Genomic DNA, 25,584 nt, shown 5'->3' with positions numbered 1-25,584 from the left:
TAGTTTGTAACAGGATGACGGTAGAAATGCTAAGGAGATAAAGTGTATATGAACAATTCTTTACTTCGTGTAGAGCATGTGACTATCAGTTATAATGGAAAACCGGTAGTCAGTGATGTCAGTTTTGAACTGAAACAGGGGGAAATCCTTGGAATCGTGGGAGAGTCCGGCAGTGGAAAAAGTACGATCATCAAGGCAATCATGGGCCTTCTGGGAGAAGAAGGTATGGTTACCAGAGGCGATATCTGGTATAAAGGAGAAAATCTTACAGAGATGAGTGAGAAAAATCTCCGCAAATATCTGGGAACAGAGATCGGTATGGTATTTCAGGACTGTAAGGCGGCCCTGTGTCCGGTACGGACAATTGGCGTGCAGATCCATGAAGCAGTATCCGAACATGAGAAAACAACAATAAAAGAAATACGTCAGCGTGCCGCCTCCCTTATGAAAAAAATCGGTCTGGAGGACGGAAACCGTATACTGGACAGTTACCCTTTTGAACTTTCGGGTGGAATGAATCAGCGTGTGGGTATCTGTACAGCCATGATCATGCATCCGAATCTACTTCTTGCAGATGAACCGACCAGTGCCCTTGATGTGACAGTGCAGAAGCAGGTAGTGGAAGAACTTCTCCTGATGAGAAAAGAATATCATACGGCAATGATTCTGGTAACCCATAATATCGGAGTGGTAAGAAAGATGGCCGACAGGATTCTGGTGCTTAAAAATGGTCTGGTCAGGGACTATGGGGAGACCGAAAAGGTTCTGGATTATTCGCAGGATGATTATACTCAGGAGCTGATGAATTCTGTGCTTCATTTGAAGCGCGGTGCAGAATAAAAATAGAGCCAGGGAGGATTTAAAAGGTGGGTGATGTAATTTTAGAAGCACAGCATCTCAAAAAAGTGTTTATATCTGGAAAAAAATCAATGACTGCGGTGGATGATGTCAGCTTTGAACTTAGACAGGGAGAATGTCTTGGAATTGTGGGAGAGTCTGGCTCTGGTAAAAGTACGATCGTAAAGATGATCACACATCTGCAGAGCATTACGGAAGGAAATGTGATTCTGAAAGGTAAAGATATCACGAATGTAAAAGGAAAAGAACTCCGCGAAGTCTACAAAGATATCCAGATGGTATTTCAGATGCCGATGGAGTCCTTTGATCCAAGATGTACATTAGGAGATGGAATCGGCGAGAGCCTTCGGAATATGGGACTGAGCCGTAAAGAAACCCGTGAGAGAGTTGAAAAACTTCTGGAGAGATGCGGACTGGATAAAGAATATGCAGACCGCTATCCACATCAGGTAAGCGTAGGTCAGTGTCAGAGAGCTGCCATTGCCAGAGCACTGGCAGTCGAGCCGTCTGTGCTTATCTGTGATGAGGCCACCAGTGCTCTTGATGTAACGGTGCAGAAACAGATCCTGAAATTGTTGATGGAACTGAAGCAGAAAGAAAATTTTTCTTTTCTTTTAATCTGTCATGATCTGGCACTTGTTCAGGCATTCTGTGACCGTGTCCTTGTACTTTATCATGGAGAAACCGTAGAAAGTGGAACACCGGATGAGATCATTAATCATCCGAAGATGGACTATACGAAAAAATTAATTGACTCGGTATTGTAAAAATGTAGCAGTTTGTTATTTTGGAGCTGATAGACAACGAGAATAATTTTTCAATACATTTTATTGATTTTCTATAGACTGTTTGACAAGTATATATTTACACAAAAAAGTACTTCTTGCGGATAGAAGTACTTTTTTATGGTTTTATGACTTTTTCGATGATGCACATTGTGTGGAGGTCTGTGCACTTTACTTGGTAACCGGCACAAATCTTTGCGCCGGCTGCAACGAATATAAAACTGATTTGTGGAAGCTTTTATCTCGCTGTGCTGACTATATTTTAACAAAATGATACGAAAGAACAAGCCTGCCGGGGGGATTTTCAGACATGAAAAAAATGCGAGAAACCATGCAATATATGAATGGGTAAATATCCCCCTGGGGTGCTTATGCAGTATGGTAAAAAATGTTACACTGACTCTGCTACTCATTTGTGCGCAAATGAAGAATAAAAGGAGGAACGAAGATAGTGAAGAGAAAGTTACTGGCAATTTTGACAGCGGTATGTATGACAGCAACATTTGTGGGAGGATCTGCAACTGCATGGGCTGCTCAGGAAGAAAGTGCAGCAAAAGATGAAGTGATCGTGACTATGCCGACGACATCAGAACCGGAAGCAGGTTTTGACCCGGCATACGGATGGGGAGCAGGAGAACATGTACATGAGCCTCTGATCCAGAGTACCCTGACCGTTACGAATACGGATCTGTCCATCGGAATGGATCTGGCAACTGATTATTCAGTGAGTGAGGACGGTCTTACCTGGACGGTAAAGATCCGTGATGACGTAAAGTTTACAGATGGGGAACCACTGACCGCAGAAGATGTGGCATTTACCTACAATAACTGTCGTGATAACAGCTCTGTCAATGACTTTTCCATGCTGAAAGAAGCAGTGGCAGTAGATGATACAACGGTGGAATTCCATATGAATACACCGTTTGCGGTATGGCCTTACACCATGGCAATCGTTGGAATTGTTCCGGAACATGCGTATGATGAAAATTACGGACAGAATCCAATCGGTTCCGGACGCTATATTATGAAACAGTGGGATAAAGGACAGCAGGTAATTTTCGAGGCGAATCCAGATTATTATGGAGAAGCACCAACGATGAAAAAAGTAACCGTACTTTTCATGGAAGAGGATGCGGCACTGGCAGCTGCTCAGTCCGGTACAGTGGATGTGGCACATACAGCTGCTTCCTATTCCGATATGTCTGTAGATGGTTATGATCTGTTCAGCGTTCAGACAGTTGATAACCGAGGATTTAATCTTCCTGCAACGGCAGCAGAGGAAATTGACGGAGTAACTTATGGAAATGATTTTACCAGTGATGTAGAAGTCAGACGTGCGATCAACATTGGTATCGACCGTGATGAAATGATCCAGAATGTACTGAATGGATATGGAACACCAGCGTACAGTGTATGTGACAAAATGCCATGGTACAATGAAGAAGCAGAAGTAGAATATGACCAGGATAAGGCAAAAGAGCTTCTCGAAGCAGCAGGATGGGAGGCTGGCGATGATGGAATCCGTGAAAAAGATGGTGCCCGTGCAGAATTTACTATGCTTTACCCGGCATCTGATTCCGTTCGCCAGGCACTGGCAGAAGACACCAAGAACCAGCTTTCTGAACTTGGAATCGAAGTGACCACAGAGGGTGTTGACTGGGATACAGCTTATACCAGAGCAGAATCGGAACCTCTTGTATGGGGATGGGGAGCACATACACCGATGGAACTTTATAATATTTATCATACTATGGAAAAAACAGGACTGGCAGAATATTCACCATATGCCAACGAGACTGTTGACAAATACATGGATGAAGCTCTCGAATCCAGTGATCTGGAAAGTTCCTATGATCTTTGGAAAAAGGCACAGTGGGATGGAGAAACAGGAATTACTCAGGAAGGAGATATCCCGTGGATCTGGCTTTGCAACATCGATCATCTGTACTTTGTAAAGAATGGCCTTAAGGTTGCAGATCAGAAGATTCATCCACATGGACATGGCTGGTCAATCGTAAATAATGTAGATCAGTGGATGTGGGAATAAGTGTAGTGTGCCGATAAGATTACTTGAAAAATCAATTTGCTGGCACAGTAATTATGGGAGTAAGAATATCTTGAACAGAATAACAGGAAAATTTATATTAAAGAATTTTATCAAGATGGTATTTTTGCTGTTTGTTGTGAGTATTGCTGCATTTGCACTTATGACAGCTTCCCCCATTGATCCGTTAAAGGCCAATGTGGGACAGGCTGCCCTCGGAAGTATGAGTCAGGAGCAGATTGCGAAGCTTGAAGAGTATTGGGGCGTAGGTCAGCCGCCAGTGCAGCGTTATCTTGCATGGTTTAAAGATTTTGTAAGGGGAGATATGGGAATATCTCTCCTTTATCGTCAGAAAGTAACAACGGTGATTGCAGTCAAACTTGCAAACTCGTTGTTTCTGATGATTATTGCCTGGATCCTTTCCGGAGTGATAGGATTTCTGCTTGGAGCACTGGCAGGAATGAAACGTGGAAAACCAATTGATAAAATAATAAAAGGTTATTGTCTGGTGATATCCAGTACACCTGCTTTCTGGATCGCCATGCTGCTTCTGATGATTTTTGGTGTATGGCTGAAAATTCTTCCTATTGGACTGAGCGTTCCGATTGGGGTCGAAGCCAGTGGGGTGACATTTTTGGATCGTGTGCGCCATGCCATTCTTCCGGCACTGACGTTATCAATCACGGGAATTTCTAATATTGCCATGCATACAAGAGAAAAAATGATAGACATCTGTGACAGTGACTATGTACTTTTTGCCAGGGCAAGAGGGGAAAGTAACTGGGAAATTTTCAGAAATCATGGATTTCGAAATGTACTGGGACCGGCGATGACACTGCAGTTTGCTTCTATCAGTGAAATCTTTGGTGGCTCGGTTCTGGTAGAGCAGGTATTTTCCTATCCGGGACTTGGGCAGGCAGCAGTCAGTGCGGGACTTGGAAGTGATATGCCACTCCTGATGGCAATCACCATGATCAGTGCGTTGTTTGTATTTGGCGGAAATCTGATCGCCAATATTCTTTATGGAGTCATTGATCCGAGAGTTCGCAAAGGGGGTGTGGGAAGATGAAAAATATAACTGCATCCTTAAAAGACAGACAGCACGAAGCTAAAAGTCTGGCAGGAAAAGATATCAGGAGCAGGTGGAATCGCAGAAAGACACTGGTGATCTGGCTGGTAATAGCGGTCGTATTTCTTGCAACGGTCTGTATCGGTGGAAGTTTTTGCAGCGAAGCTGCGAAGGTAACAGACTTCTCCAGAAAGAATATTCCGCCTTGTCTGAAATATCCATTTGGAACAGACTGGCTTGGAAGAGATATGTTTGCAAGGACAGTAAGAGGGTTATCTATCAGTATTATTATAGGAGTCAGTGCAGCAACATTTAGTGCTGTAATGGCATTTATCCTTGGGATTGTGTCAGCAACAATGGGAAAAACAGCAGATACGATCGTGACATGGTTTATTGACCTGATCATGGGAATTCCTCATATGCTTTTACTGATTCTTATCTGTGTGGCATGTGGAAGAGGACTCAAAGGCGTGATCTTGGGTGTCGCGTTGACGCACTGGACTTCTCTGGCAAGACTGATCAGGGGAGAAGTGCTTCAGTTAAAAGAACAGATTTATATCAAAACAGCCAGAAAGCTTGGAAAAAGTAATTTATATATTGCCATGAAGCATATGGTTCCACATCTGCTTCCACAGTTTATCGTAGGATTGGTGCTGCTTTTCCCGCATGCGATCCTTCATGAATCCAGCATTACATTTCTTGGTTTTGGTCTGTCAAATGAGCAGCCTGCCATAGGAATTATACTTTCAGAAGCTATGAAATATCTGGCAACCGGTAAATGGTGGCTTGCACTCTTTCCGGGAATCATGTTAATTCTTACAGTTGTGTGCTTTTACACTACAGGTGAAAATCTCCGCAGGCTGCTTGATCCGGCCAGTGCGCATGAATAGAGGAGGCAGTGAATTGGAGAGAGAAAAAATTCTGGAAATCAATCATATGCAGATATCTTTCTGTCAGTATCAGAGGGGAATACAGCAGATACAGCTTCCGGTAATCCGAGATCTGAACGTCACAGTTCATGCAGGAGAGATGGTAGCTGTTGTTGGATCATCGGGTTCCGGAAAGAGCCTTCTGGCACATGGAATCATGGGAATTTTGCCATACAATGCTACGATGGAGGGAGAGGTTTATTATTGCGGAGAAAATCTTACCGAAAAGAAGATAAAGCAGCTTCGTGGGAAAGAGATTGTTCTGGTGCCGCAGAGTACTTCTTATCTGGATCCACTTATGAAAGTGGGGCAGCAGATCTGTAAGGGAAAGAAAACTCCGGAAAAAAAGCGAAAACTGGATTCTATTTTTGAAAAGTATGGACTGGGTAAGAATGTTCAGGAACAGTATCCGTTTGAAATGTCGGGGGGAATGACAAGAAGAGTCATGATCTCAACAGCTCTGATCGAAACTCCGAAGCTGGTGATCGCGGATGAACCGACGCCCGGATTGGATCCAAAACTTGCCAGACGGGCGATGGAACATTTCAGGGAACTTGCGGATATGGGAGCTGCGGTACTGGTGATTACGCATGATCTGGAGCTGGCATTGCAGACTGTGGACCGGATTCAGGTATTCTATGCAGGATATACGATTGAGGATTCACCGGCAGAGGATTTTGCGAAGGAAGAAACTCTGCGCCATCCGTATACGAAGGCATTATGGCGTGCCATGCCAGAACATGGATTTCACTATATAGACGGAGTTCAGCCATATGCAAGGGATATGCAGCAGGGCTGTCCGTTTGCACCACGTTGCGGTAAATGTACAGATAAATGTAAGGAAGAAGTTCCGTGGCACCAGTCAGGGAATGGTTATGTGAGGTGCATTTATGATACTTGAAGCAAAAAATCTTTCGTTTCGTTATGAAGAATCCGGAAGAAAAATACTTGATCAGTTCAGTCTGCAGGTAGATAGCAGCGAACGTGTGGGAATTCTGGCACCGAGTGGATTTGGAAAGACAACTCTCTGTAAGATCCTTGCGGGATACGAAGAACCAGAGACAGGTACAGTGCTGATGGATGGAAAATCATTATATTCGTGTAAAGGCTACTGCCCGGTACAGATGATCTGGCAGCATCCGGAGCAGGCGGTGAATCCGAGACTTCGGATGAGAAATGTTTTTGAAGAAGGAGATCAGGTAGAGACGGAATTGATAAAGAAATTGGGAATAGAGCATGACTGGATGAATCGCTTTCCAACGGAACTTTCCGGGGGAGAATTGCAGAGATTCTGTATTGCAAGAGCGCTTGGAAAAAGAACAAGATTTCTTTTGGCAGATGAAATCAGTACAATGCTCGATCTCATTACTCAAAGCCAGATCTGGCATTTCCTTATGGAAGAAACCCAGAGAAGAGGAATTGGTATGATCGTAGTCAGCCACAGTCCGGAACTGGTGGAGAAAGTGTGCACCAGAGTGGTGGAACTTAAGTAAATTATGAATAAAACCAGATGTAAATGTTGACATTACAACACAAATGACCTATCATAACAGCAAATGGAGGTTTAATTTATGCAGATATCAAGCAGATTTACACTGGCAATTCATATTTTTGCATGTGTGGATATATTTAAAAATGACTATAAGGTGACGAGTGATTTTATTTCCAAGAGTACAAATGTAAATCCGGTTATCATCAGAAAAATCCTGTTACAGCTTCGAAATGCAGGATTGATCGAGGTTGCAAGAGGAACCGGTGGAACGACGATTACCAGGCCGCTTTCAGAGATTACATTTCTGGATATCTACAGGGCAGTGGAATGTGTGGAGGATAACACACTATTCCATTTTCACGAAAATCCAAATGAAAAATGTCCGGTAGGAAGAAATATCCATAATGTACTGGATGACAAATTACAGAGAGTTCAGGCAGCAATGGAGAGAGAATTGCGGTCAATCACACTGGAAGATGTGAAAAAAGACCTGGAACATTATCTTGCTGATGATAAATAGGATGAATAAAAGCAAAATGAAAATAAGATGCCACAGACGTGTTTCTTTGTCAACAAGTAAGAAATTATGACTACCGTTAATGATAATATTGCACGGAAATAAAAAAAGAATATACTCATATTATTAACAGACGGGAGGTTGCATTGATGGGACAGTTTTTAAACAATAAAGAGCCATATGACAAATATAGAATGGTTATGAATGGAACGTATTTTGTTGATAAGTCTGAAATACTTGAAGAATTGATTCCTGCATTGCAGCAGGAACAGCGTTTTTTTTGTATTACCCGTCCGAGACGTTTTGGAAAAACAATTATGGCGAATATGATAGCTGCTTTTTTTGAAAATACAGGTGAGAATTCATTATTTGATAATCTTCACATTTCAGAATATGATCAGTATAAAAAAGAGGCAGGAAAGCATGACGTTATATATATTGATTTTAGCGAAATGCCGAGAGAGTGTAACAGTTACCGGGCTTATATAGACAGAATTCAGGAGGGACTGATCAGAGATATAGAAGAAGCATATCCTGAAATAAATGTGGAAACAAATACCGCAGTATGGGATATCCTGTCTCAGGTATTTAACAGGACAGGACATAAGTTTATATTTGTAATGGATGAATGGGATGCAGTTTTTCATATGTCTTTTGTTACAGAAAAAGACAGGGAAAATTACCTTCTTTTTTTAAAACTATTATTAAAGGGGCAAAGCTATGTGGAGCTTGCGTATATGACAGGAGTTCTTCCGGTTGCAAAATATTCAGACGGTTCTGAATTGAATATGTTTCTGGAATATAATATGGCAACCAGGGTTCGGTTCAGTGAATATTTTGGTTTTTCAGATGAAGAAGTAGATATGCTTTATCGGCGCTATCTGAAAAGAACAAAAAAGCCGAAGATTACCCGGGATGATCTGAGAGAATGGTATGATGGATATCATACTGCTGCAGGGGACAGGCTATACAATCCGCGTTCGGTGGTGTGCGCTTTAACGGACAATCAGATATCTAATTACTGGGTAAGTTCAGGAAAATATGATTCAGTTTTCACATATATCAGATATAATGTAGACGAAATTCAGAATGATCTGGCATTGATGTTTGCAGGAGAAAAAATACCATCAGGTATACAGGAATACGCAGCTACAGCGCAGGAATTAAACACAAAGGAAGAGATATATTCAGCAATGGTTGTATATGGACTTCTGACCTATGACTGTGGAATGGTGTTTATTCCAAACAAAGAACTTATGGGCAGTTATGCGGCAATGATGAAGAAAGAGAAGTCATTAGGATATGTGTATCGTCTTGCAAATATATCATCACAGATGTTACAGGCTACACTTGCAGGAGATACAAAAACGATGTCAGAAATCATTCAGTATGCACATAATACAGAAACACCTATTTTATCTTACAATAATGAAACGGAGTTGTCCGCAATCATTAATCTTGTGTATCTGGCTGCACGGGATCAGTATAAAGTCGAACGGGAAGATAAGGCAGGAAAAGAATATGTAGATTTTATTTTTTATCCTGTGAGATATGATCAGGATGGTATTATACTGGAACTGAAAGTAAATCATACACCGGAAGAAGCAATTGCGCAGATTAAAGAAAAAGAATATGCGTTACGTTTCAGAGGTAAAATATCAGAAAAATCAAAATATACAGGTCGAATTCTGGCGGTAGGAATCAGTTATAATAAAGAAACAAAAGAACATTCCTGTAAAGTGGAGGAATTGTAAAGAAGACTGTAAGAATGCGGCTATTATATGCAGTAGGTTCTTTATTTTTTGCATGAATTACTTCGATTCTTGCAAAATGTGGAATTAAGAAAACAGATTCAGATGTGGCAACTGCTAGCAGGACGGACCTGCCAGCGTGGTAGTACCGGTGGACAAACTTAGTATTCTGGTTACAATTTTATTTTCATGGATAGTATTTCATGAAAAACTGTCAAAGTAATCCGCATGTGGACTGCTCTGTATTGTGGCAGGTACACTTTTGCTTGTGTTTATATAGAATCAACAGATACTCCCTTTCAGGTAATAGTTGGTGTTTCCTGAAAGGGAGTATTTTAGATATAGGCATATAGTAATTTCATATAAAATTATTTCAGTAGTGCTCACACTTATCTACAAGAACTGTCACATGCATCTATCCTTAGCAGTATGACAACTTTGAGGTATATTCTCGTTCATTGTAGTTGGTGAGATTAAGTCAATGGATGTTCTCTGTAATACATTCTTGTAAAGTTCAAAAACGTCTGCATATCTCCGCTGATATATTTCCCTTTTTTCCAGATCATACCAATCTTAATGTGGATTGGCGGATTAAGAGGAATTCCTGTGATTCCAGACTCTGTAAATTTATCAAGCATACTGGAATAGAGAAAGATGATTTTTTGAGTTTACATGATCATCTGGAATAACATAACCATAACCGGCATTGTAATGATTGACAACAAAGTGGTCATAACATTGATTGCACTGGCGTACTTGGAATCATTTCCATAAACCTGACACATCTGCGTTACTGTAGAGGCAGATGGAGTGATGATCGCCAGAAAGACGATAAGCATGATCTTATTGCCGTCAGCGGAAAAGGAAGCTAGATTGCTGAGCTTTATCAGCACAAGAGCAATCAAAGGAACAGCTATCAAGCGCAAAAAAGTGATAAAATAAACTCTTTTATTTGCAAATATCTGTTTCAGGTTCATTCCTGCAAAGAGCATACCTGTTACGATCATGCTGGCAGGACCAATCATAGTTCCAACGGAAGCAAGTGTATTTCCAATGATCTCCGGCAGGCGGATTTTTGTGAAGAAAAGTATAACACCGATAAATATGGAAATCATATTGATGTTTAACAGAATTTTTTTCCAGTCATAAGAAGCTTCACGACTGATGATCTTCTTACAGTGAGTCCACAGAAAAACAAGCTGTACACTCATAAAAACACATCCGTACAGTACCCATTCCTGTCCGAGAATAAAGGTGACAATCGGTACAATCAGGTTTCCGGAATTGGAGTAGTAAACGGAAGCGACTTCCACTTCGTTCAGATGTAAAAGTTTTCCGGCTGCGGAAATAACGATAAGAAGAACCACCTGAGTCAGAACAGATGCGGCAAAAGCAATCAGAAGTCCCTTTACGGTATCTGTAGTATAATCAACCTGAAAAGCGTTGATTATTACGCAGGGAACGATCAGATAAAGAATAATCTTTGATAAAACTTTGCTGTCGTCGTCCCTTACAAGTCCCGTCTTTACAATTAAATATCCCATGAAGATCATAAGAAAAAGCTGCACGATCTGCTGCATGAGAAGTATACTGATGTTCATAAAATTATCCCCTGCATTTCTGTGAAATTAACCTGGCTGGCAGGTGTCTGTTTCCTAGTATGGCTCACGCTAATTAGCAACTTGCTTCATTTGTATAAATTCCCATCTACTGCGTTGTCGTCAATCGGCGTAGCCACCGCTACGCCTCATTCCTTCGCCTTGTAGATGAAAATTTATCCAGCATGAATCAGATTGCTAATTAGCGTGAGTCATACTAGAGCGTGTTTGAAAATCTGCCAACAGTCGAGGATATTATAGAACTTCTATAAGACGATTGCAAGGTTTACAAACCACTTCTGTCAGGAAATGCAGAGGTGGTATCTGGTTTGTTGCCGAAAAAGGTCTGATGAATGAACTTGTCATTTTCAGATAATAATGTTAGAATCGTTCCATAAACAAGTCTTTTAGGTTGCCGTGTGCGGGAATTTACTACCTTTAGGTGATGAGAAATTGACATACGAAAATGTAAATGTATCTTCCGGGCGAGAGGGTGTGTGAAATGAAAAATAAGAAAAAATTGCCGGTTGGAATAGAGTCCTTTTATGAAATTATTCAAGAGGATTTTTATTATGTAGATAAAACACGGATGATTGCAGATCTTTTGCATAACTGGGGAAAAGTGAATCTTTTTACCCGCCCGAGACGTTTTGGAAAAAGCCTGAATATGAGATAGTACAATTGAGAATCTGTGGAGCGTTCTTTTTACTACCGGTTATCTGACATCTCGGGGAAGGGCAGAAGATGGTCGACTTCATCTTGCCATCCCCAATAAAGAAATCCGTAATCTATTTATCCGGCAGATTCGGGAATGGTTTAAAGATACTGTAAGAAAGGATACCTCGAAGCTGGATTGTTTCTGTAATGCTTTTCCTATTGGAAATGTGTCCGTGATTGAGGAACTTTTGAATGAATATCTCTGGACGACCATCAGTATCTGTGACACAGCAGTTTCTTGTGGAAAAAAAGAGAATTTCTATCATGGAATTCTATTGGGATTGTTGTCGCATCGGGAGGAATGGAGAATTATCTCTAATGCAGAATCAGGAATTGGTTATAGCGATATTCTGGCGGAAATTTTTGAAAACAGAGTTGGCATCGTGATTGAAGTGAAATATGCCGAAGATGGAGATCTGGAAACCAGTTGTAAAGAAGCACTTAAGCAAATTGAAGAAAAGAAGTATGAGGCAAAGTTGTGGGATGATGGCATGCGAAATATCCTGAAATATGGTATTGCGTGCTACAAAAAGGAGTGCAAGGTAGTGATGGCAGAGAAATAAAGACAGAAGAAGGAGGAACAAAAATTGATTTGTGGAATGACTTATTATCAAATATGCTGGTATTTTTTGGTGTATTCCTTTGGAGGCTGGGTTGTTGAAGTGATTTTCCATGCAGTAACTTTGGGAAAAGTTATTAACAGAGGATTTTTAAATGGCCCGGTTTGCCCGGTGTACGGGTTTGGAGTAATCTCTGTTTTTGCGATGATAAATACGCTTCAAAGCAGTGGTTATCAGATGCGTGATGGTATGATATTTATATTTGGGGTTATTTTAGCTACAGTAGTAGAGCTGATAGCGGGATGGCTGTTAGATGTATGTTTCCATGCAAGATGGTGGGATTATTCGGACAAACCTTTAAATTTCCATGGATATATCTGCCTGGAATTCTCGTTGATATGGGGACTGGCAATTGTTCTTGTTGTGAAGGTTTTCCAGAAATATGTAGAAAATCATACGTCACCGTATGCGGATTCCATGTTAGGCTGGGTTGTACTGGCAATTTTATATTGCGTTTATCTGGCTGATTTTATTGTAACAGTAGCAGTTATCTGGGGATTAAATAAAAAGCTTACTAAATTGGATAAAATCCGCTCAGATATGAGAATCATAAGCGACAAAATCAGTGATACATTGGCAACTACAACAATAGAAACAGCACAGGCTGTAGGAGAAAAGAAAGTTCAGGTAGCTTTGGCAAGGGCTGAATTACGTGATTCGGCAGAACTTAAGAAAGATAAATCTTTGGAAATGCTCCGCAAGAAAAAAGCTGAACTTCAAAAAGAATTTGATGAGCTTTCAAAAACAATTACTAATCATACAATTGTTGGACAGGGAAGAATTATTAAGGCGTTTCCGAAAATGAAACATAGAGATTATTATGAATTGATTCAGGAACTGAAAAATAGATTTTAACCGAATAAACTGTGAAGCAGTTATTCGGTTATGAGCAAGTAGCGAAAGCGGATGATTTTATCCGATTGACTGGAATTGAAGCAGGTGTAGTCCTTGGTGCAGTAGCCGGAGCCCCATCTCTGAATATGGAAGTTCTTTCGAAGGTAAATGATTCTGGCGAAACCATCAACTGTGTAGGACAGATCGGCAAAGAAGGAATGAAAGAAACAGATAAAGAAATTTTGCGGATTATGCCGGAAAGCGTTTAAAACGATGATTGTTGTGGAGAAAAGATAATATGTGGCTGTTATTTGCGTTTGGTTCTGCGCTATTTGCAGGCTTGACTGCCATACTGGCAAAATGCGGAATCAGAAACACAGATTCTAATGTTGCGACAGCATTAAGAACCGGCGTAGTACTAATCTTTTCATGGATTATGGTATTCGTGGTCGGGGCACAAAGCGGAATCAGAGATATTTCAGAAAAAGTCCTGATCTTTCTGATTTTGTCAGGACTGTCAACGGGGATATCCTGGCTGTGCTATTTCAAAGCACTGCAGATCGGAGATATCAATAAAGTAACACCAATTGATAAATCAAGTACAGTGATAACGATGCTCCTGGCGTTTATTTTTCTCGGGGAAGAAATAACGTGGCTGAAATTTGTTTCAATGATACTTATCGGGATTGGCACTTATCTGATGATACAGAAAAAGGAAACACAGGAGAAAAAAGAAGATAAGAAGTGGCTGCTTTATGCAGTCGGCTCTGCTGTTTTTGCCAGTCTTACCTCTATTTTGGGAAAGATTGGAATTCAGGATGTCAATTCAAATCTCGGAACTGCGATCCGGACAGCTGTTGTATTAGTGATGGCATGGATTGTTGTATTTGTGACCGGAAAGCAGGATACGGTTAAGAATATTGACAGAAAAAGCTGGTTGTTCCTTATTCTTTCCGGGTTTGCAACAGGCGGTTCCTGGTTATGTTATTACAGAGCACTTCAGACAGGTCCGGCCAGTGTGGTAGTTCCGATTGATAAACTGAGTATCCTTGTGACCATTGCATTCTCATATGTGGTGTTCCATGAAAAGCTGTCATTAAAATCAGGAGCAGGACTGTTGCTGATTGTTGTTGGAACGTTAGCTTTGTTGATATAAGAGATTTTTTTGAGATAGCGTTGTGATAAAAACAGATGTGCTTAAATGAGAAGAAAACGGAAGAATAGCAGATAAATTTTACGTTACTGTTTACTGGTAATATCCCGCGAGGTGTTTTTGGTGAGCGAAGGTCACAGAAAACCCGAGACATACCGCGCGAATTTATGCGACTAGCATAAATTCTGTGCATCGCGAAGCGTGTTGCTGAGAACGGAGTGAACAGTAACATTTTACATAATCTTATCAATTATTTTAACTGTATATTATTGACAGTATGTTTTTTACATGTTATGATAAACGCGATTTTGAAAGACGAAGATGCAGAGTAATAGACAGAGTCTTTTCAAAGCAATTGTTTTGGACCACCCGGGAGGGTTAAGGCCATACGGACAGCCGGGTCCACTGCCGATTATGGTAACTTTGGTTACCTTATTGATTGAGTTAGAAACTCAAATTTTATAAGTAGGTTCCTTTGATAACCGTGATGCGCCGGACGCGCAGACTTGTGAAACGGTCAATAAGAGTAGTAAAAGTATAATTGCTATATAGACTCTGACACGCATGATCCAGAAGTTTTATTTATGATGCTGAAAGAAGGTATTATCTGCTTTTTTATGCTTGTTGATAAAACATATAGATACAGATCAAAACGCAGGTTTGTGGCTGAGTGCCCTACCTGCGTTTTTTTGTTTTGTTCAGTCTGTGAAATTGCTGATTGGGGGGTGAAGCAAAGGAAACTGGAAATGGAGGAATGATGAAAGGAAGTCGTTTTAAATTAAACCAGAACCATGCACCCATACATGAAGCTCTGGAGACTTTCCGACGAATGAGAGTGGTGCCATTTGATGTGCCGGGTCATAAACGCGGAAGAGGTAATCCGGAATTGACAGAATTCCTGGGACAAAAATGTGTAGGTGTGGATGTTAACAGCATGAAACCACTGGACAATCTCTGTCATCCTGTATCTGTAATACGGGAAGCGGAAGAGCTGGCAGCAGATGCTTTTGGGGCAGCACATGCATTTTTGATGGTAGGAGGCACAACAAGTTCTGTTCAGACAATGGTATTGACTGCCTGTAAACGGGGAGATGAGATCATACTTCCCCGTAATGTTCACAGGAGCGTTTTAAATGCCCTTGTTTTGTGCGGTGCGATCCCTGTTTATGTAAATCCGGAGGTGGATCAGAGACTTGGAATCTCTCTTGGAATGCGCAGGGAACAGGTTGAGAAGGCCATAAAAGAGCATCCCAAAGCAGTTGCAGTACTGGTAAATAACCCAACCTATTATGGAATATGCAGTGATTTACGTGCGATCGTTAAGATGGCACATGATGCAGGAATGCTGTGTCTGGCAGATGAAGCCCATGGAACTCATTTTTATTTTGGCGGTGGTCTTCCGGTTTCTGCTATGGCAGCAGGTGCAGACATGGCAGCTGTATCCATGCACAAGAGCGGTGGAAGCCTTACACAGTCAAGCCTTCTCCTTACAGGACCGGCTGTACACGCAGGATATGTTCGCCAGATTATTAATCTGACGCAGACAACATCAGGAAGCTATCTTCTGATGTCCAGCCTTGATATTTCAAGAAGAAATCTTGCACAGAGAGGCCGCCAGATTTTTCATCAGGTAGCAGATATGGCAGAATATGCCAGAGAGGAAATTAATGCCATTGGCGGTTATTATGCATTTGGAAAAGAACTGGTCAATGGAAATTCAGTCTTTGATTTTGACATTACGAAATTAAGTGTACATACGCTGGACATCGGACTTGCAGGGATCGAGGTTTATGATATTTTGCGGGATGAATATGATATCCAGATAGAATTCGGTGATATTGGAAATATTCTGGCCTATCTTTCCATTGGTGACCGTGCCCAGGAGGTGGAGCGGCTTGTAAGTGCACTTGCTGAAATCCGCAGACGTTTTCAGACAGATGGCTCCGGGCTTTTGAGCCAGGAATATATTGATCCTCAGGTGGTGACCAGTCCACAGGAAGCTTTTTATGCAGATAAATGCAGCCTGCCTCTCCGGGAGACTGAAGGGAAGGTCTGTAGTGAATTTGTAATGTGTTATCCGCCTGGGATTCCCATCCTTGCACCTGGAGAGAGGATTACAGCAGAAATCCTGGATTATATTGAATATGCCAAAGCAAAGGGCTGCAATATGACAGGACCTGAGGATCCGGATATTTTGAGACTGAATGTTCTGGCAGGGAGGTAAAGACAATGGAAATGTGGTTTTCAGAATTTCACACACCGGATGTAAAGCACAGTATCCGGGTAAACCGTCAGCTTTATTCTAAGCAGAGTGATTATCAGAGAATTGATATTTTTGAAACACCTGAATTTGGACGTGTGCTGACTCTGGATGGAAATGTAATGCTCACAGAGAGAGATGAATTTATTTATGATGAGATGATCACCCATGTGCCCATGGCAGTCCACAAAGAAGCAAGGGATATTCTTGTGATCGGTGCAGGAGATGGCGGAGTTGTCCGTGAACTGACCAGATATGACAGAGTCAGACATATCGATCTGGTAGAAATGGACCCTCTGGTTGTGGAAGCCTGTCGCGCATATCTTCCGGAAAATGCATGCAGACTGGATGACAGAAGAGTACATCTACATTACGAAAATGCGCTGAAATTTATTCGGCGATGTGAGGGAAAATATGATCTTATTATTGTGGATTCTTCGGATCCCTTTGGCCCTTCTGAGGGACTGTTTACCCGTGAATTTTACGGAAACTGTTATAATGCATTAAAAGATGATGGAATTATGGTTAATCAGCAGGGAAGCCCCTTCTATACAGAAGACGCACATGCAATGCAGCGCAGTCATAAGAAAATTGCCAGTACATTCCAGATCAGCCGTGTTTATCAGGCACATATCCCTACATTTGCCGCAGGTTACTGGTTATTTGGATTCGCAAGTAAAAAATATCATCCTGTTGATGATCTGGATCCGGAAGCATGGAATGCATTAAATTTTCGTACACGTTACTATACAACAAGACTCCATAAAGGAGCATTCTATCTTCCTGCATTTCTGGAAGATATGCTGAAGGAAGTGGAGGGATAACTTATGATTCAGTCTAATGTAGAAACCTTTATCGGCTGTGAAAGCAGTTTTGAGGAGGCATCTGTTGTTCTTTATGGTGCTCCCTTTGATTCCACAACAAGCTTTCGTCCAGGTGCCAGGTTTGGCCCGTCTGCCATGCGTCATGAGAGCTTTGGACTGGAGACCTACAGTCCGTATCAGGACAAAGATCTTATGGATATCAGAGTATTTGACAGTGGTGATCTGGAGCTTTGTTTCGGAAGCAGTGAAATGGCTCTTTCAGACATTGAAAAGCGGGCAGAGGAAATATTGAAAGCAGAAAAAATCCCGGTGCTTCTGGGAGGGGAACATCTGGTAACATTAGCAGCTGTACGTGCTGTATTCAATAAATATCCGGATCTTCATATCATACATTTTGATGCACATGCAGATTTGAGAGAGGATTATCTGGGAGCCAGATTAAGTCATGCCTGTGTGCTGCGAAGATGCTATGAGCTTCTGGGAGATAACCGTATCCACCAGTTCTGCATCAGAAGCGGGGAGAGAGAAGAATTTCAGTTTGCTTCGAAGCATACGGATTTTCATCCCTTTACTTTTGATGGACTGAAAGAGACAGTCAGAGAACTGAAAGAAAAAAAGGTTCCGGTATATTTTACAATTGATCTGGACTGTCTGGATCCGTCAGCTTTTCCGGGAACAGGAACTCCGGAGGCAGGAGGTGTGACCTTCCTGGAACTTCTGGAAGCAATACAGACAGTTTCTCAGACTAATGTGGTAGGTGCAGATGTGAATGAACTGGCACCTATGCTGGATGTAAGTGGTGTTTCCACTGCAACAGCATGTAAGGTACTTCGGGAACTGCTTCTGGCAATTACAAAATAAATCTGAAGGATACAGATAATATAAACACTATAAAAAACTGTTGAAGAAACGGTTATATATAAGGAAAAAGGAGAAGAAGTTATGAGCAGAGTACTTGTGATCGGCTGCGGAGGAGTAGCCAGTGTAGCAATCCAGAAATGTTGTCAGGCAGATGAGGTATTTACAGAATTATGTATTGCAAGCCGTACAAAGGAAAAATGTGATGCCCTTGCAGAAAAATTAAGGGGAAAGACAAAGACAATTCTTACCACAGCCAAGGTTGATGCGGACGATGTGGATCAGCTGATCCAACTGATCAATGATTATAAGCCGGATCTGGTAATGAACATTGCACTTCCATATCAGGATCTGACGATCATGGATGCATGTCTGGCCTGTGGTGTAAACTATATGGATACCGCAAACTATGAGCCGGAAGATACGGATGATCCACAGTGGCGTGCTATTTACGAGAAACGTTGTAAAGAAGAGGGCTTTTCCGCTTACTTTGATTACTCCTGGCAGTGGGCATATCGCAAAAAATTTGAGGATGCAGGTCTTACAGCTTTACTTGGCTGTGGGTTTGATCCGGGTGTTACACAGGCATACTGTGCCCATGCATTAAAGCATGAATTTGACCAGATTGATACGATTGATATTCTGGACTGCAATGGCGGAGATCATGGATATGCATTTGCCACAAACTTTAATCCGGAAATCAATCTCCGTGAAGTAAGTGCACCGGGAAGCTACTGGGAAAACGGACACTGGGTGGAAATCCCGCCTATGACTATTAAGAGAGAATATAAGTTTGACCAGGTGGGAGATAAGGATATGTACCTGCTTCACCATGAGGAAATCGAGTCTCTGGCAAAAACAATCCCGGGCGTAAAAAGGATTCGTTTCTTTATGACTTTTGGGCAGAGTTATCTGGATCACATGCGTTGTCTTGAGGATGTGGGAATGCTTTCTACAACACCGATCCAGTATAATGGACAGGAAATTGTTCCGATTCAGTTCCTGAAAGCACTGCTTCCGGATCCTGCAAGTCTTGGACCACGTACAAAAGGTAAAACAAACATTGGCTGTATTTTTACAGGTGCAAAGGACGGAAAAGAAAAAACATATTATATTTATAATGTATGCGATCATCAGGAATGCTATCATGAGGTTGGAAGTCAGGCAATCAGTTATACAACAGGTGTTCCGGCAATGTGCGGTGCACTTATGATGCTGACCGGAAAATGGATCAGACCAGGTGTGTATACAGTAGAAGAATTTGATCCGGATCCGTTCCTGGAAGCACTTGACCGTTACGGTCTGCCACGCAGCGAAAGCCATGATCCGGAGCTGGTAGATTAATGGAAGAACTGGATAAAAGAGCACCATTTACAGCCACCGGCGGAGTCATTCCGCCGGAATTTAGAAATATAAAAACTCCCTGCTATATCCTGGATGAAAAAGCACTTATAAAAAACGCAAAGCTTCTCGGTGAAGTGGCTGAACGAACAGGATGTAAGATGCTTCTGGCGCAGAAGGCATTCAGTAACTATGACTGTTATGGATTTTTTGAACCATACCTTGCAGGTACAGAGGCCAGCGGACTGTTTGAGGCAAGGCTGGGTGCAGAAGAAATGCCTGGAAAGGAAGTCCATGTATTCTGCGCCGGTTATCGGGCAGATGAATTTGAAGAACTGCTGCGTTATGCAGATCACATTGTGTTTAATTCTCCGTCTCAGCTTCTTCGGTTTGGACTGATGGCAAAGGAAGCAGGAAAGAGTGTGGGACTTCGGATCAATCCGGAATGTTCTACCCAGGAAGGGCACGAGATTTATGATCCCTGTGCACCGGGAAGCCGTATGGGTACAACAAGAATTCAGTGGGATGAAGCAATTGGGAAAAATCCGGAGCTTCTGGATCTGCTGGATGGTATTCATTTTCATACTCTCTGTGAACAGGATTCTGATGATCTGGAGATAACACTTGTCTCTGTAAAGAAGCATTTCGGTGATCTGGCTTCTAAGGTAAAGTGGATCAATTTTGGCGGTGGTCATCATATTACAAGACCAGGGTATGACATTGAACGACTGGAACGATGTATTCAGATGGCAAAGAATGATTGGGATGTGGAAGTTTATCTGGAACCAGGAGAGGCGTGGGCATTAAATGCTGGATTTTTCCTGACCAGTGTACTGGATGTTCTGAAAAATGGAGAGACACAGATTGCAATTGTAGATGCCAGTGCTGCCTGTCATATGCCGGATGTACTGGAAATGCCTTATTGTCCGCCATTACTTGGTACAGATAAACTGAAAGAAGAGGGGATTACGGTTCGGCTTGGAGGCCCTACCTGTTTATCAGGAGATGTGATCGGAGATTACAAATTCAGGCAGATTCCCCAGTATGGAGATCTTCTTATGTTTGGAGATATGGCCATTTATACTACCTGTAAGAATAATACATTTAATGGAATGCCACTGCCGGATATCTGGCTCAGACGTGCTGACAACACTATGTTACGGCTTACAGAGTTTGGTTACGCAGATTTTAAGGGAAGACTTGGAAGATAACAATATTATCCTGGAGATTTTTGAACATTAGTGATGAAAAGATCATTTACTGCAAAAATGTAGATGGTCTTTTTTATATCCTGGGAGAAAAAATGGATTTATCCAAAAAGAAAGTGTCAAAAATTACTAACAATTATTCAGAAATCTATGATACAATGAAATAAGCGAAATGCAGAAATACAAATGAAATTATATTGGATATGTCTCAGAATGCAGGCATATTGGAAAAGGAAGAGGCTATGAAAATAGAAAAGAAATTATGGATCACCCTGTTCGCATTTGGACTGTTTGCCATTTGTTTTTCAGGTTGGATCTTCAGCCAGAGTACGACCAGGGAAAAATTGTTCTGGGATAATACGATCCGGTGCGAAACAAAAGAACTGAAAGAAGGAGAAATCAAATCAGAGAATATTGCTTTGCCTGAAGACTTCGATATTCCCAGATCCATCTTATTTAAAACCACCCACACCATTGCAGAAGTTTGGCTGGATGGAGAAAAAATATATGAATACGGAAATGAACCGGATGCTCCGGGATTTATGGAAACACCTGGATGCTGCTGGCACATTGTGGATATTCCGGGAGACAGCGCAGGCAAAAGTCTGGAGGTCAGAATTATTCCGGTATATGAGGGCTATTATGGAAATGAAGTCAGCCTTGTATATGGAACACGAGGCGATTGTATTCTGAAAATCCTGACGGACAGTCTTGGAACTCTGGTAATCAGCTGTGGAATCCTGTTTGCCGCTGTTATCTGCCTGATTCTCTATTGTGGCGCAGCGCCAAGAAAAAGAAGAGACAAGACAGAAGCAAAAATTGAGATTTTTTTAAACCTTGGATTTTTCTCATTGCTGGTCGCAGTATGGACACTGGTACAATGTGGTTTTGTGCAGTTTTTGATTCCGGATGGAAGAACCTTATATTTTGTGGATTATTTTTCACTCTTTCTTTTCCCGGTACCATTTAATTTCCTGTTATATGATATCTGCAAAAGCAGGTACCACAAAGTTGCATTAGTTTTTTCCAGCCTTTATCTTGCAAATATGGCAGTCGATGTTTTACTTCAGTGTACAGGAATTATTGATATGTCCCGGTTACTTTCTGTAACTCATGTTATTATGGTTGCCAATGCGGTTTACACAGTTGCGATCATTCTTTACGAAGCCAGAAAAAAAGAAAATGATGTAGCCAAAAAATTCCAGTATCCTATGTACGTGGCCATGGGATTTGGAATGGCAGAAATGTTTCTTTATTATTTAAGAAGATTTGAACAGACATCCATTCTGCTTTCCACAGGAATCATGCTGTTTATTATTATGCTGATCTGGATTCAGGTTTCTCAATATTACGATCAATATATCCAGAAACAAAAGGTGATCTATCTGCAGAAAATAGCCAATATGGATATGCTCACAGAAGCCATGAACCGAAATGCTTACGAGAATATGGTGAAGTATCTGGATGAAGGTGAAATAAAACTGCGCACTACAGGTGTAGTACTTTTTGATCTGGATAACCTGAAAGTGATCAACGATAATTTTGGACATGAAAAAGGAGACGAGGCACTGAAACTGTGTTATCAGTGTATCAGTCAGGCATTTCAAAATGTCAAGAACTGTTTTCGAATCGGTGGCGATGAGTTTGCGTATGTATTTCACAGTGATGAGAAGGACAGGATTCCGGAACGACTGAAGACACTGGAGCTGATTTTGAAGAAAACAGCGGAAATACATAAGCTGGATTATCCGCTTAGCATATCAGCAGGATATGCCTATTATCAGCCAGATATAGATTTTGACTTTAAAGATATTGTAAGACGAAGTGATACCATGCTGTATCGTCAGAAGCGCAGGAAGAAGATTGCGCGGTCAACTGATCTGGAACATCTGCTTTCCCGTATGGAAAAGCATTCCACAGAGGAGATTACAGATGAGGTAATCCTGCAGGAGAAAAAATATCAGGGAATGCCATTGGATGAGCTTTGCAGCATGATCGATCTTCTGAGTCCGACTACAGATAATTACCCGTATGTGGTTGATTTTCGGACAGATTTTTATTACATAGCAAACCAGGCCCTTGACCGTTTCTGCATTCCGAAAAATGGTTTTCATAATGTAATTTCAAATCATAAAGAATTTGTATATGAATCTGATTATGAAAAACTGAAAGAGGAATTTGATGATCTTCTTAAAACAGACCGCTGTACCCATAGCATGGAGTATCGATGGCTGGATCTGAAAAAAATGCCGGTCTGGATTCATTGCAAAGGTTATTTGGTTCGGGATGATAACATGAAACCTCTTTATATGATCGGCTGTATCAACGAGATCGGAGAGAGACAGAAGGCCGATAATATAAGCGGATTATTGGGAGAAACAGGATTCCGGCAGTATATGAATCAACAGGATACACCTTTGGAAACAGGATATCTGCTTCGTATAGGAATCGATCATTTTAAGGAAATAAATGATAACTTCGGACAGGAGTACGGTGACTTTGTACTTAGGAAAACGGCTGATTGTATTTCCGGCTGCCTGTCAGAAGGACAGAAAGTGTACAAGCTTGTGGCAGATGAATTTCTGATCCTGGATGTTTCTTCTGACAAGGTGAGGGATGCAGAGAAGCTTTATGATAAAGTGAGAGAGGCAATAGACAGATTCATTGAAGCTAACAAGTTTAAGGTTATGTATACGGTTTCTGGAGGCATTGTGCCATTTGGGACATTAGGGGGAGACCAGTATTCAGAAGCTCTGAAGCTGACGGATTTTGCTTTGAATGAGGCCAAGAAGCTGGGAAGAAACCGCTGTTATATATTTGACAGGGAAACCTACAGAAAATTTCTTCGGAAGAGGGAGATTACCCAGGAACTGCGGGAGGCTGTGAACAATGGACTCCAGGGGTTTACGGCTTTTTATCAGCCTGTATTTGCGGAAGATAAAAAGGTGCCTTATGGAGCAGAAGCTTTAATGCGTTTTGCTTCTGAAAAATTCGGAATGGTTTCACCGGCAGAGTTTATTCCGATTTTGGAAGAAACAGGACTTATTATTCCTGCTGGCCGCTGGATGATGAGAGAGGTTATGGGGAAATGCAATGAAATCCGAAAAGTACTTCCTAAGTTCCGGGTGAGTATTAATATTTCCCAGGTGCAGGCATCCAAGTCTGATGTGATCCAGGATATCAGTGCGGAGATGAAAAGAACAGGGCTGCCACTGGGAGCCTTGATCGTGGAATTGACAGAAAGTGATCTTCTGGAACAAAATATTAATGAGAAGCATTTTCTCACAGAACTGAGGCGGATGGGAATCAGTCTTGCACTGGATGACTTTGGAACCGGATACTCGAACTTCCATTATCTCAGCGAGCTGAAACCGGAGATCATTAAGATTGACCGCTCCTTCACTGTGAAAGCAGTTGCAGATGAACAGGAATATTATCTGCTGAATCAGTTTTGCACCATGATTCATAATCTGGATATGAAGATTTGTATTGAAGGCGTGGAAAATGCTCAGGAATGGCTCAAAATCCGAAAGCTGCGCCCGGAATTTACCCAGGGATATTTCTGGGGAAAACCTTGTGGGTATGAAGAATTTATGAGAAAATTTATAGAAAGAAAATGAGATGAAGAAAAAAATTTGTAAGTTGTCAGCAGTAGTATTGCTTTTTTTCTCAGGGATTATGGAAATTGGCTGGCGTTTTTTTAACATGGTGGTCCGCTGCAAAAGAGGGGGAAGGAAAAAGGAAAGAAAAAAATGGTTTGAATTATCCCATATACGAGATAATCATCCCAGAAACGGATACGCAAAGGAATATGAGGAGAGCAGGGCATGGTGCGAAGCTCAGAAGATGCAGGACTGCTATATCCGGAGTGTGGATGGATTAAAACTCCATGGATTCTATCTGCCTGCAGAGAATGCAAAGCGGTTTGTCATATTAAGCCATGGCTATCGGGGCAGCAGATTTGGTTCCCTGTCATTCATGGCAAAATATCTCCATGAGCATCAATGTAATCTTCTGTTTATGGAACAGCGATGCTGTGGAGAAAGTGAAGGAAAATATATTACCTTTGGAGCAAAGGAAAAATGGGATGTGCAGCGTTGGGCAATTTATGTGTCCGAGAGAAATAAGGAGAAGCTTCCAATCTATCTGTATGGACAGTCTATGGGAGCAGCCGCTGTACTGATGGCATCCGGATACAGGCTTCCGTCAGAGGTGAAAGGGCTGATCGCAGACTGTGGTTTTCAGTCTATGGAAAGACAGATGCGGGATATGGCTGACAACTGGTTTCATTTGCATTATATTCCTTTGCTTTTGAAGGAAATGAACTGTCTGTGCCATTTTGTGGCAGGATTTTGTATGAAAGATGCAGATACCACAGAAGCTATGAAAAGGAATACAAGACCTGTCCTTTTCTTTCATGGAGAGAAGGATACTTATGTGTACCCGAACAATTCATTCCAGAACTATATGCTGTGCAAAGCACCAAAGGAACTGGTCATTGTACAGGGAGCAAGGCATCTGTGCAGTGCCTATGCAGATCCGGAACTGTATCAGCGTACAGTGATGGAGTTTTTTGAGAAATATGATGGCAGTAATTCTGAAAAATAATGTGACTGTTTTCAACCGCCAAAGGCGATTACGAATGACAACAATCCCTGACCGGGACTTATCAGATGCGTTTTGTTAAATGCATGATAAGTCTCGGTCAATTTTACGTAAAGTGTTT

At 41.5% G+C, this 25,584-nt stretch carries 21 protein-coding genes and 2 pseudogenes; 22 read left to right on the top strand and 1 reads right to left on the bottom strand.

All coding sequences use genetic code 11. From position 1 onward, the window contains the following. The first annotated feature begins 48 nt into the window (after positions 1–48). The 10 genes and pseudogenes from ACTNC0_RS04175 to ACTNC0_RS04130 all read left to right on the top strand — a co-directional run. Positions 49–840 carry an ABC transporter ATP-binding protein gene (locus ACTNC0_RS04175; RefSeq protein WP_441086428.1) on the top strand — a complete coding sequence of 264 codons (792 nt, stop codon included), beginning with the start codon at positions 49–51 and terminating at the stop codon, positions 838–840. Between the two features lie 26 nt (positions 841–866). After that, positions 867–1,625, top strand: coding sequence for an ABC transporter ATP-binding protein (locus ACTNC0_RS04170; protein WP_441086427.1), 759 nt, complete (start codon positions 867–869; stop codon positions 1,623–1,625). A 508-nt stretch (positions 1,626–2,133) separates the two neighbouring features. Then, a complete protein-coding gene (locus tag ACTNC0_RS04165) occupies positions 2,134–3,690 on the top strand; it encodes an ABC transporter substrate-binding protein (protein ID WP_441086501.1) in 1,557 nt (518 codons plus the stop codon). A gap of 79 nt (positions 3,691–3,769) precedes the next feature. Further along, the gene (locus tag ACTNC0_RS04160; RefSeq protein WP_441086500.1) at positions 3,770–4,756 is read left to right on the top strand and encodes an ABC transporter permease; all 987 of its coding nucleotides are present in this window, start codon (positions 3,770–3,772) and stop codon (positions 4,754–4,756) included. After that, positions 4,753–5,646, top strand: coding sequence for an ABC transporter permease (locus ACTNC0_RS04155; protein ID WP_441086426.1), 894 nt, complete (start codon positions 4,753–4,755; stop codon positions 5,644–5,646). The genes ACTNC0_RS04160 and ACTNC0_RS04155 overlap by 4 nt, the downstream gene beginning before the upstream one ends. Then, positions 5,639–6,586, top strand: coding sequence for an ABC transporter ATP-binding protein (locus tag ACTNC0_RS04150; protein WP_441086425.1), 948 nt, complete (start codon positions 5,639–5,641; stop codon positions 6,584–6,586). The genes ACTNC0_RS04155 and ACTNC0_RS04150 overlap by 8 nt, the downstream gene beginning before the upstream one ends. After that, positions 6,576–7,178: an ABC transporter ATP-binding protein gene (locus ACTNC0_RS04145; RefSeq protein WP_118136367.1), complete on the top strand. Its 603-nt coding sequence runs from the start codon at positions 6,576–6,578 to the stop codon at positions 7,176–7,178. The genes ACTNC0_RS04150 and ACTNC0_RS04145 overlap by 11 nt, the downstream gene beginning before the upstream one ends. A 78-nt stretch (positions 7,179–7,256) precedes the next feature. Beyond that, positions 7,257–7,697, top strand: a complete 441-nt coding sequence (locus tag ACTNC0_RS04140) for an Rrf2 family transcriptional regulator (RefSeq protein ID WP_441086424.1) — start codon at positions 7,257–7,259, stop codon at positions 7,695–7,697. 146 nt (positions 7,698–7,843) lie between these two features. Further along, positions 7,844–9,448, top strand: a complete 1,605-nt coding sequence (locus ACTNC0_RS04135) for an AAA family ATPase (RefSeq protein ID WP_441086423.1) — start codon at positions 7,844–7,846, stop codon at positions 9,446–9,448. Between the two features lie 118 nt (positions 9,449–9,566). Further along, positions 9,567–9,668 (top strand): annotated as a pseudogene (locus tag ACTNC0_RS04130) (EamA family transporter); the annotation flags it as partial. Positions 9,669–10,113: 445 nt separating this feature from the next. On the opposite strand, the gene ACTNC0_RS04125 reads toward ACTNC0_RS04130, so the two are convergent. Continuing rightward, positions 10,114–11,046 (bottom strand): AEC family transporter, encoded by a 933-nt coding sequence (locus ACTNC0_RS04125; RefSeq protein ID WP_441086422.1) that lies wholly within the window; start codon positions 11,044–11,046, stop codon positions 10,114–10,116. Positions 11,047–11,545: 499 nt separating this feature from the next. On the opposite strand from ACTNC0_RS04125, the gene ACTNC0_RS04120 reads away from it, so the two are divergent. From ACTNC0_RS04120 to ACTNC0_RS04065, 12 genes and pseudogenes are all read left to right on the top strand, one after another. Beyond that, positions 11,546–11,719, top strand: coding sequence for an AAA family ATPase (locus tag ACTNC0_RS04120; protein WP_441086421.1), 174 nt, complete (start codon positions 11,546–11,548; stop codon positions 11,717–11,719). Then, a pseudogene (locus ACTNC0_RS04115) lies at positions 11,715–12,323 on the top strand (PD-(D/E)XK nuclease domain-containing protein); the annotation flags it as partial. The gene ACTNC0_RS04120 and the pseudogene ACTNC0_RS04115, both read left to right, overlap by 5 nt. Before the next feature lie 24 nt (positions 12,324–12,347). Next, positions 12,348–13,235 (top strand): putative ABC transporter permease, encoded by an 888-nt coding sequence (locus ACTNC0_RS04110; RefSeq protein ID WP_441086420.1) that lies wholly within the window; start codon positions 12,348–12,350, stop codon positions 13,233–13,235. Positions 13,236–13,246: 11 nt separating this feature from the next. After that, complete coding sequence (locus ACTNC0_RS04105) at positions 13,247–13,483, top strand: hypothetical protein (protein WP_441086419.1); 237 nt, start codon at positions 13,247–13,249, stop codon at positions 13,481–13,483. 29 nt (positions 13,484–13,512) lie between these two features. Beyond that, on the top strand, positions 13,513–14,370 hold the full coding sequence (locus tag ACTNC0_RS04100) for an EamA family transporter (RefSeq protein WP_441086418.1): 858 nt from the start codon (positions 13,513–13,515) through the stop codon (positions 14,368–14,370). 751 nt (positions 14,371–15,121) lie between these two features. Continuing rightward, positions 15,122–16,591 carry an aminotransferase class I/II-fold pyridoxal phosphate-dependent enzyme gene (locus ACTNC0_RS04095; RefSeq protein ID WP_441043026.1) on the top strand — a complete coding sequence of 490 codons (1,470 nt, stop codon included), beginning with the start codon at positions 15,122–15,124 and terminating at the stop codon, positions 16,589–16,591. A 5-nt stretch (positions 16,592–16,596) separates the two neighbouring features. After that, complete coding sequence (gene speE / locus ACTNC0_RS04090) at positions 16,597–17,451, top strand: polyamine aminopropyltransferase (RefSeq protein ID WP_288788590.1); 855 nt, start codon at positions 16,597–16,599, stop codon at positions 17,449–17,451. Between the two features lie 3 nt (positions 17,452–17,454). Next, on the top strand, positions 17,455–18,312 hold the full coding sequence (gene speB / locus ACTNC0_RS04085; protein WP_288788592.1) for an agmatinase: 858 nt from the start codon (positions 17,455–17,457) through the stop codon (positions 18,310–18,312). A gap of 81 nt (positions 18,313–18,393) precedes the next feature. Further along, positions 18,394–19,653: a saccharopine dehydrogenase family protein gene (locus ACTNC0_RS04080; protein WP_441086417.1), complete on the top strand. Its 1,260-nt coding sequence runs from the start codon at positions 18,394–18,396 to the stop codon at positions 19,651–19,653. After that, positions 19,653–20,861, top strand: a complete 1,209-nt coding sequence (locus tag ACTNC0_RS04075; RefSeq protein WP_300334741.1) for a carboxynorspermidine decarboxylase — start codon at positions 19,653–19,655, stop codon at positions 20,859–20,861. The genes ACTNC0_RS04080 and ACTNC0_RS04075 overlap by 1 nt, the downstream gene beginning before the upstream one ends. 239 nt (positions 20,862–21,100) lie before the next feature. Next, positions 21,101–24,478 carry an EAL domain-containing protein gene (locus ACTNC0_RS04070; protein ID WP_441086416.1) on the top strand — a complete coding sequence of 1,126 codons (3,378 nt, stop codon included), beginning with the start codon at positions 21,101–21,103 and terminating at the stop codon, positions 24,476–24,478. Between the two features lies 1 nt (position 24,479). Beyond that, on the top strand, positions 24,480–25,466 hold the full coding sequence (locus tag ACTNC0_RS04065) for an alpha/beta hydrolase (protein WP_441086415.1): 987 nt from the start codon (positions 24,480–24,482) through the stop codon (positions 25,464–25,466). Positions 25,467–25,584 lie beyond the last annotated feature (118 nt).

The sequence above is a fragment of the Blautia sp. HCP3S3_B11 genome (assembly GCF_052064435.1).
Taxonomy (GTDB): domain Bacteria; phylum Bacillota; class Clostridia; order Lachnospirales; family Lachnospiraceae; genus Blautia_A.
The sequence above is the reverse complement of the archived record's forward strand: the minus strand, read 5'-3'. Positions and strand labels throughout refer to the sequence as shown.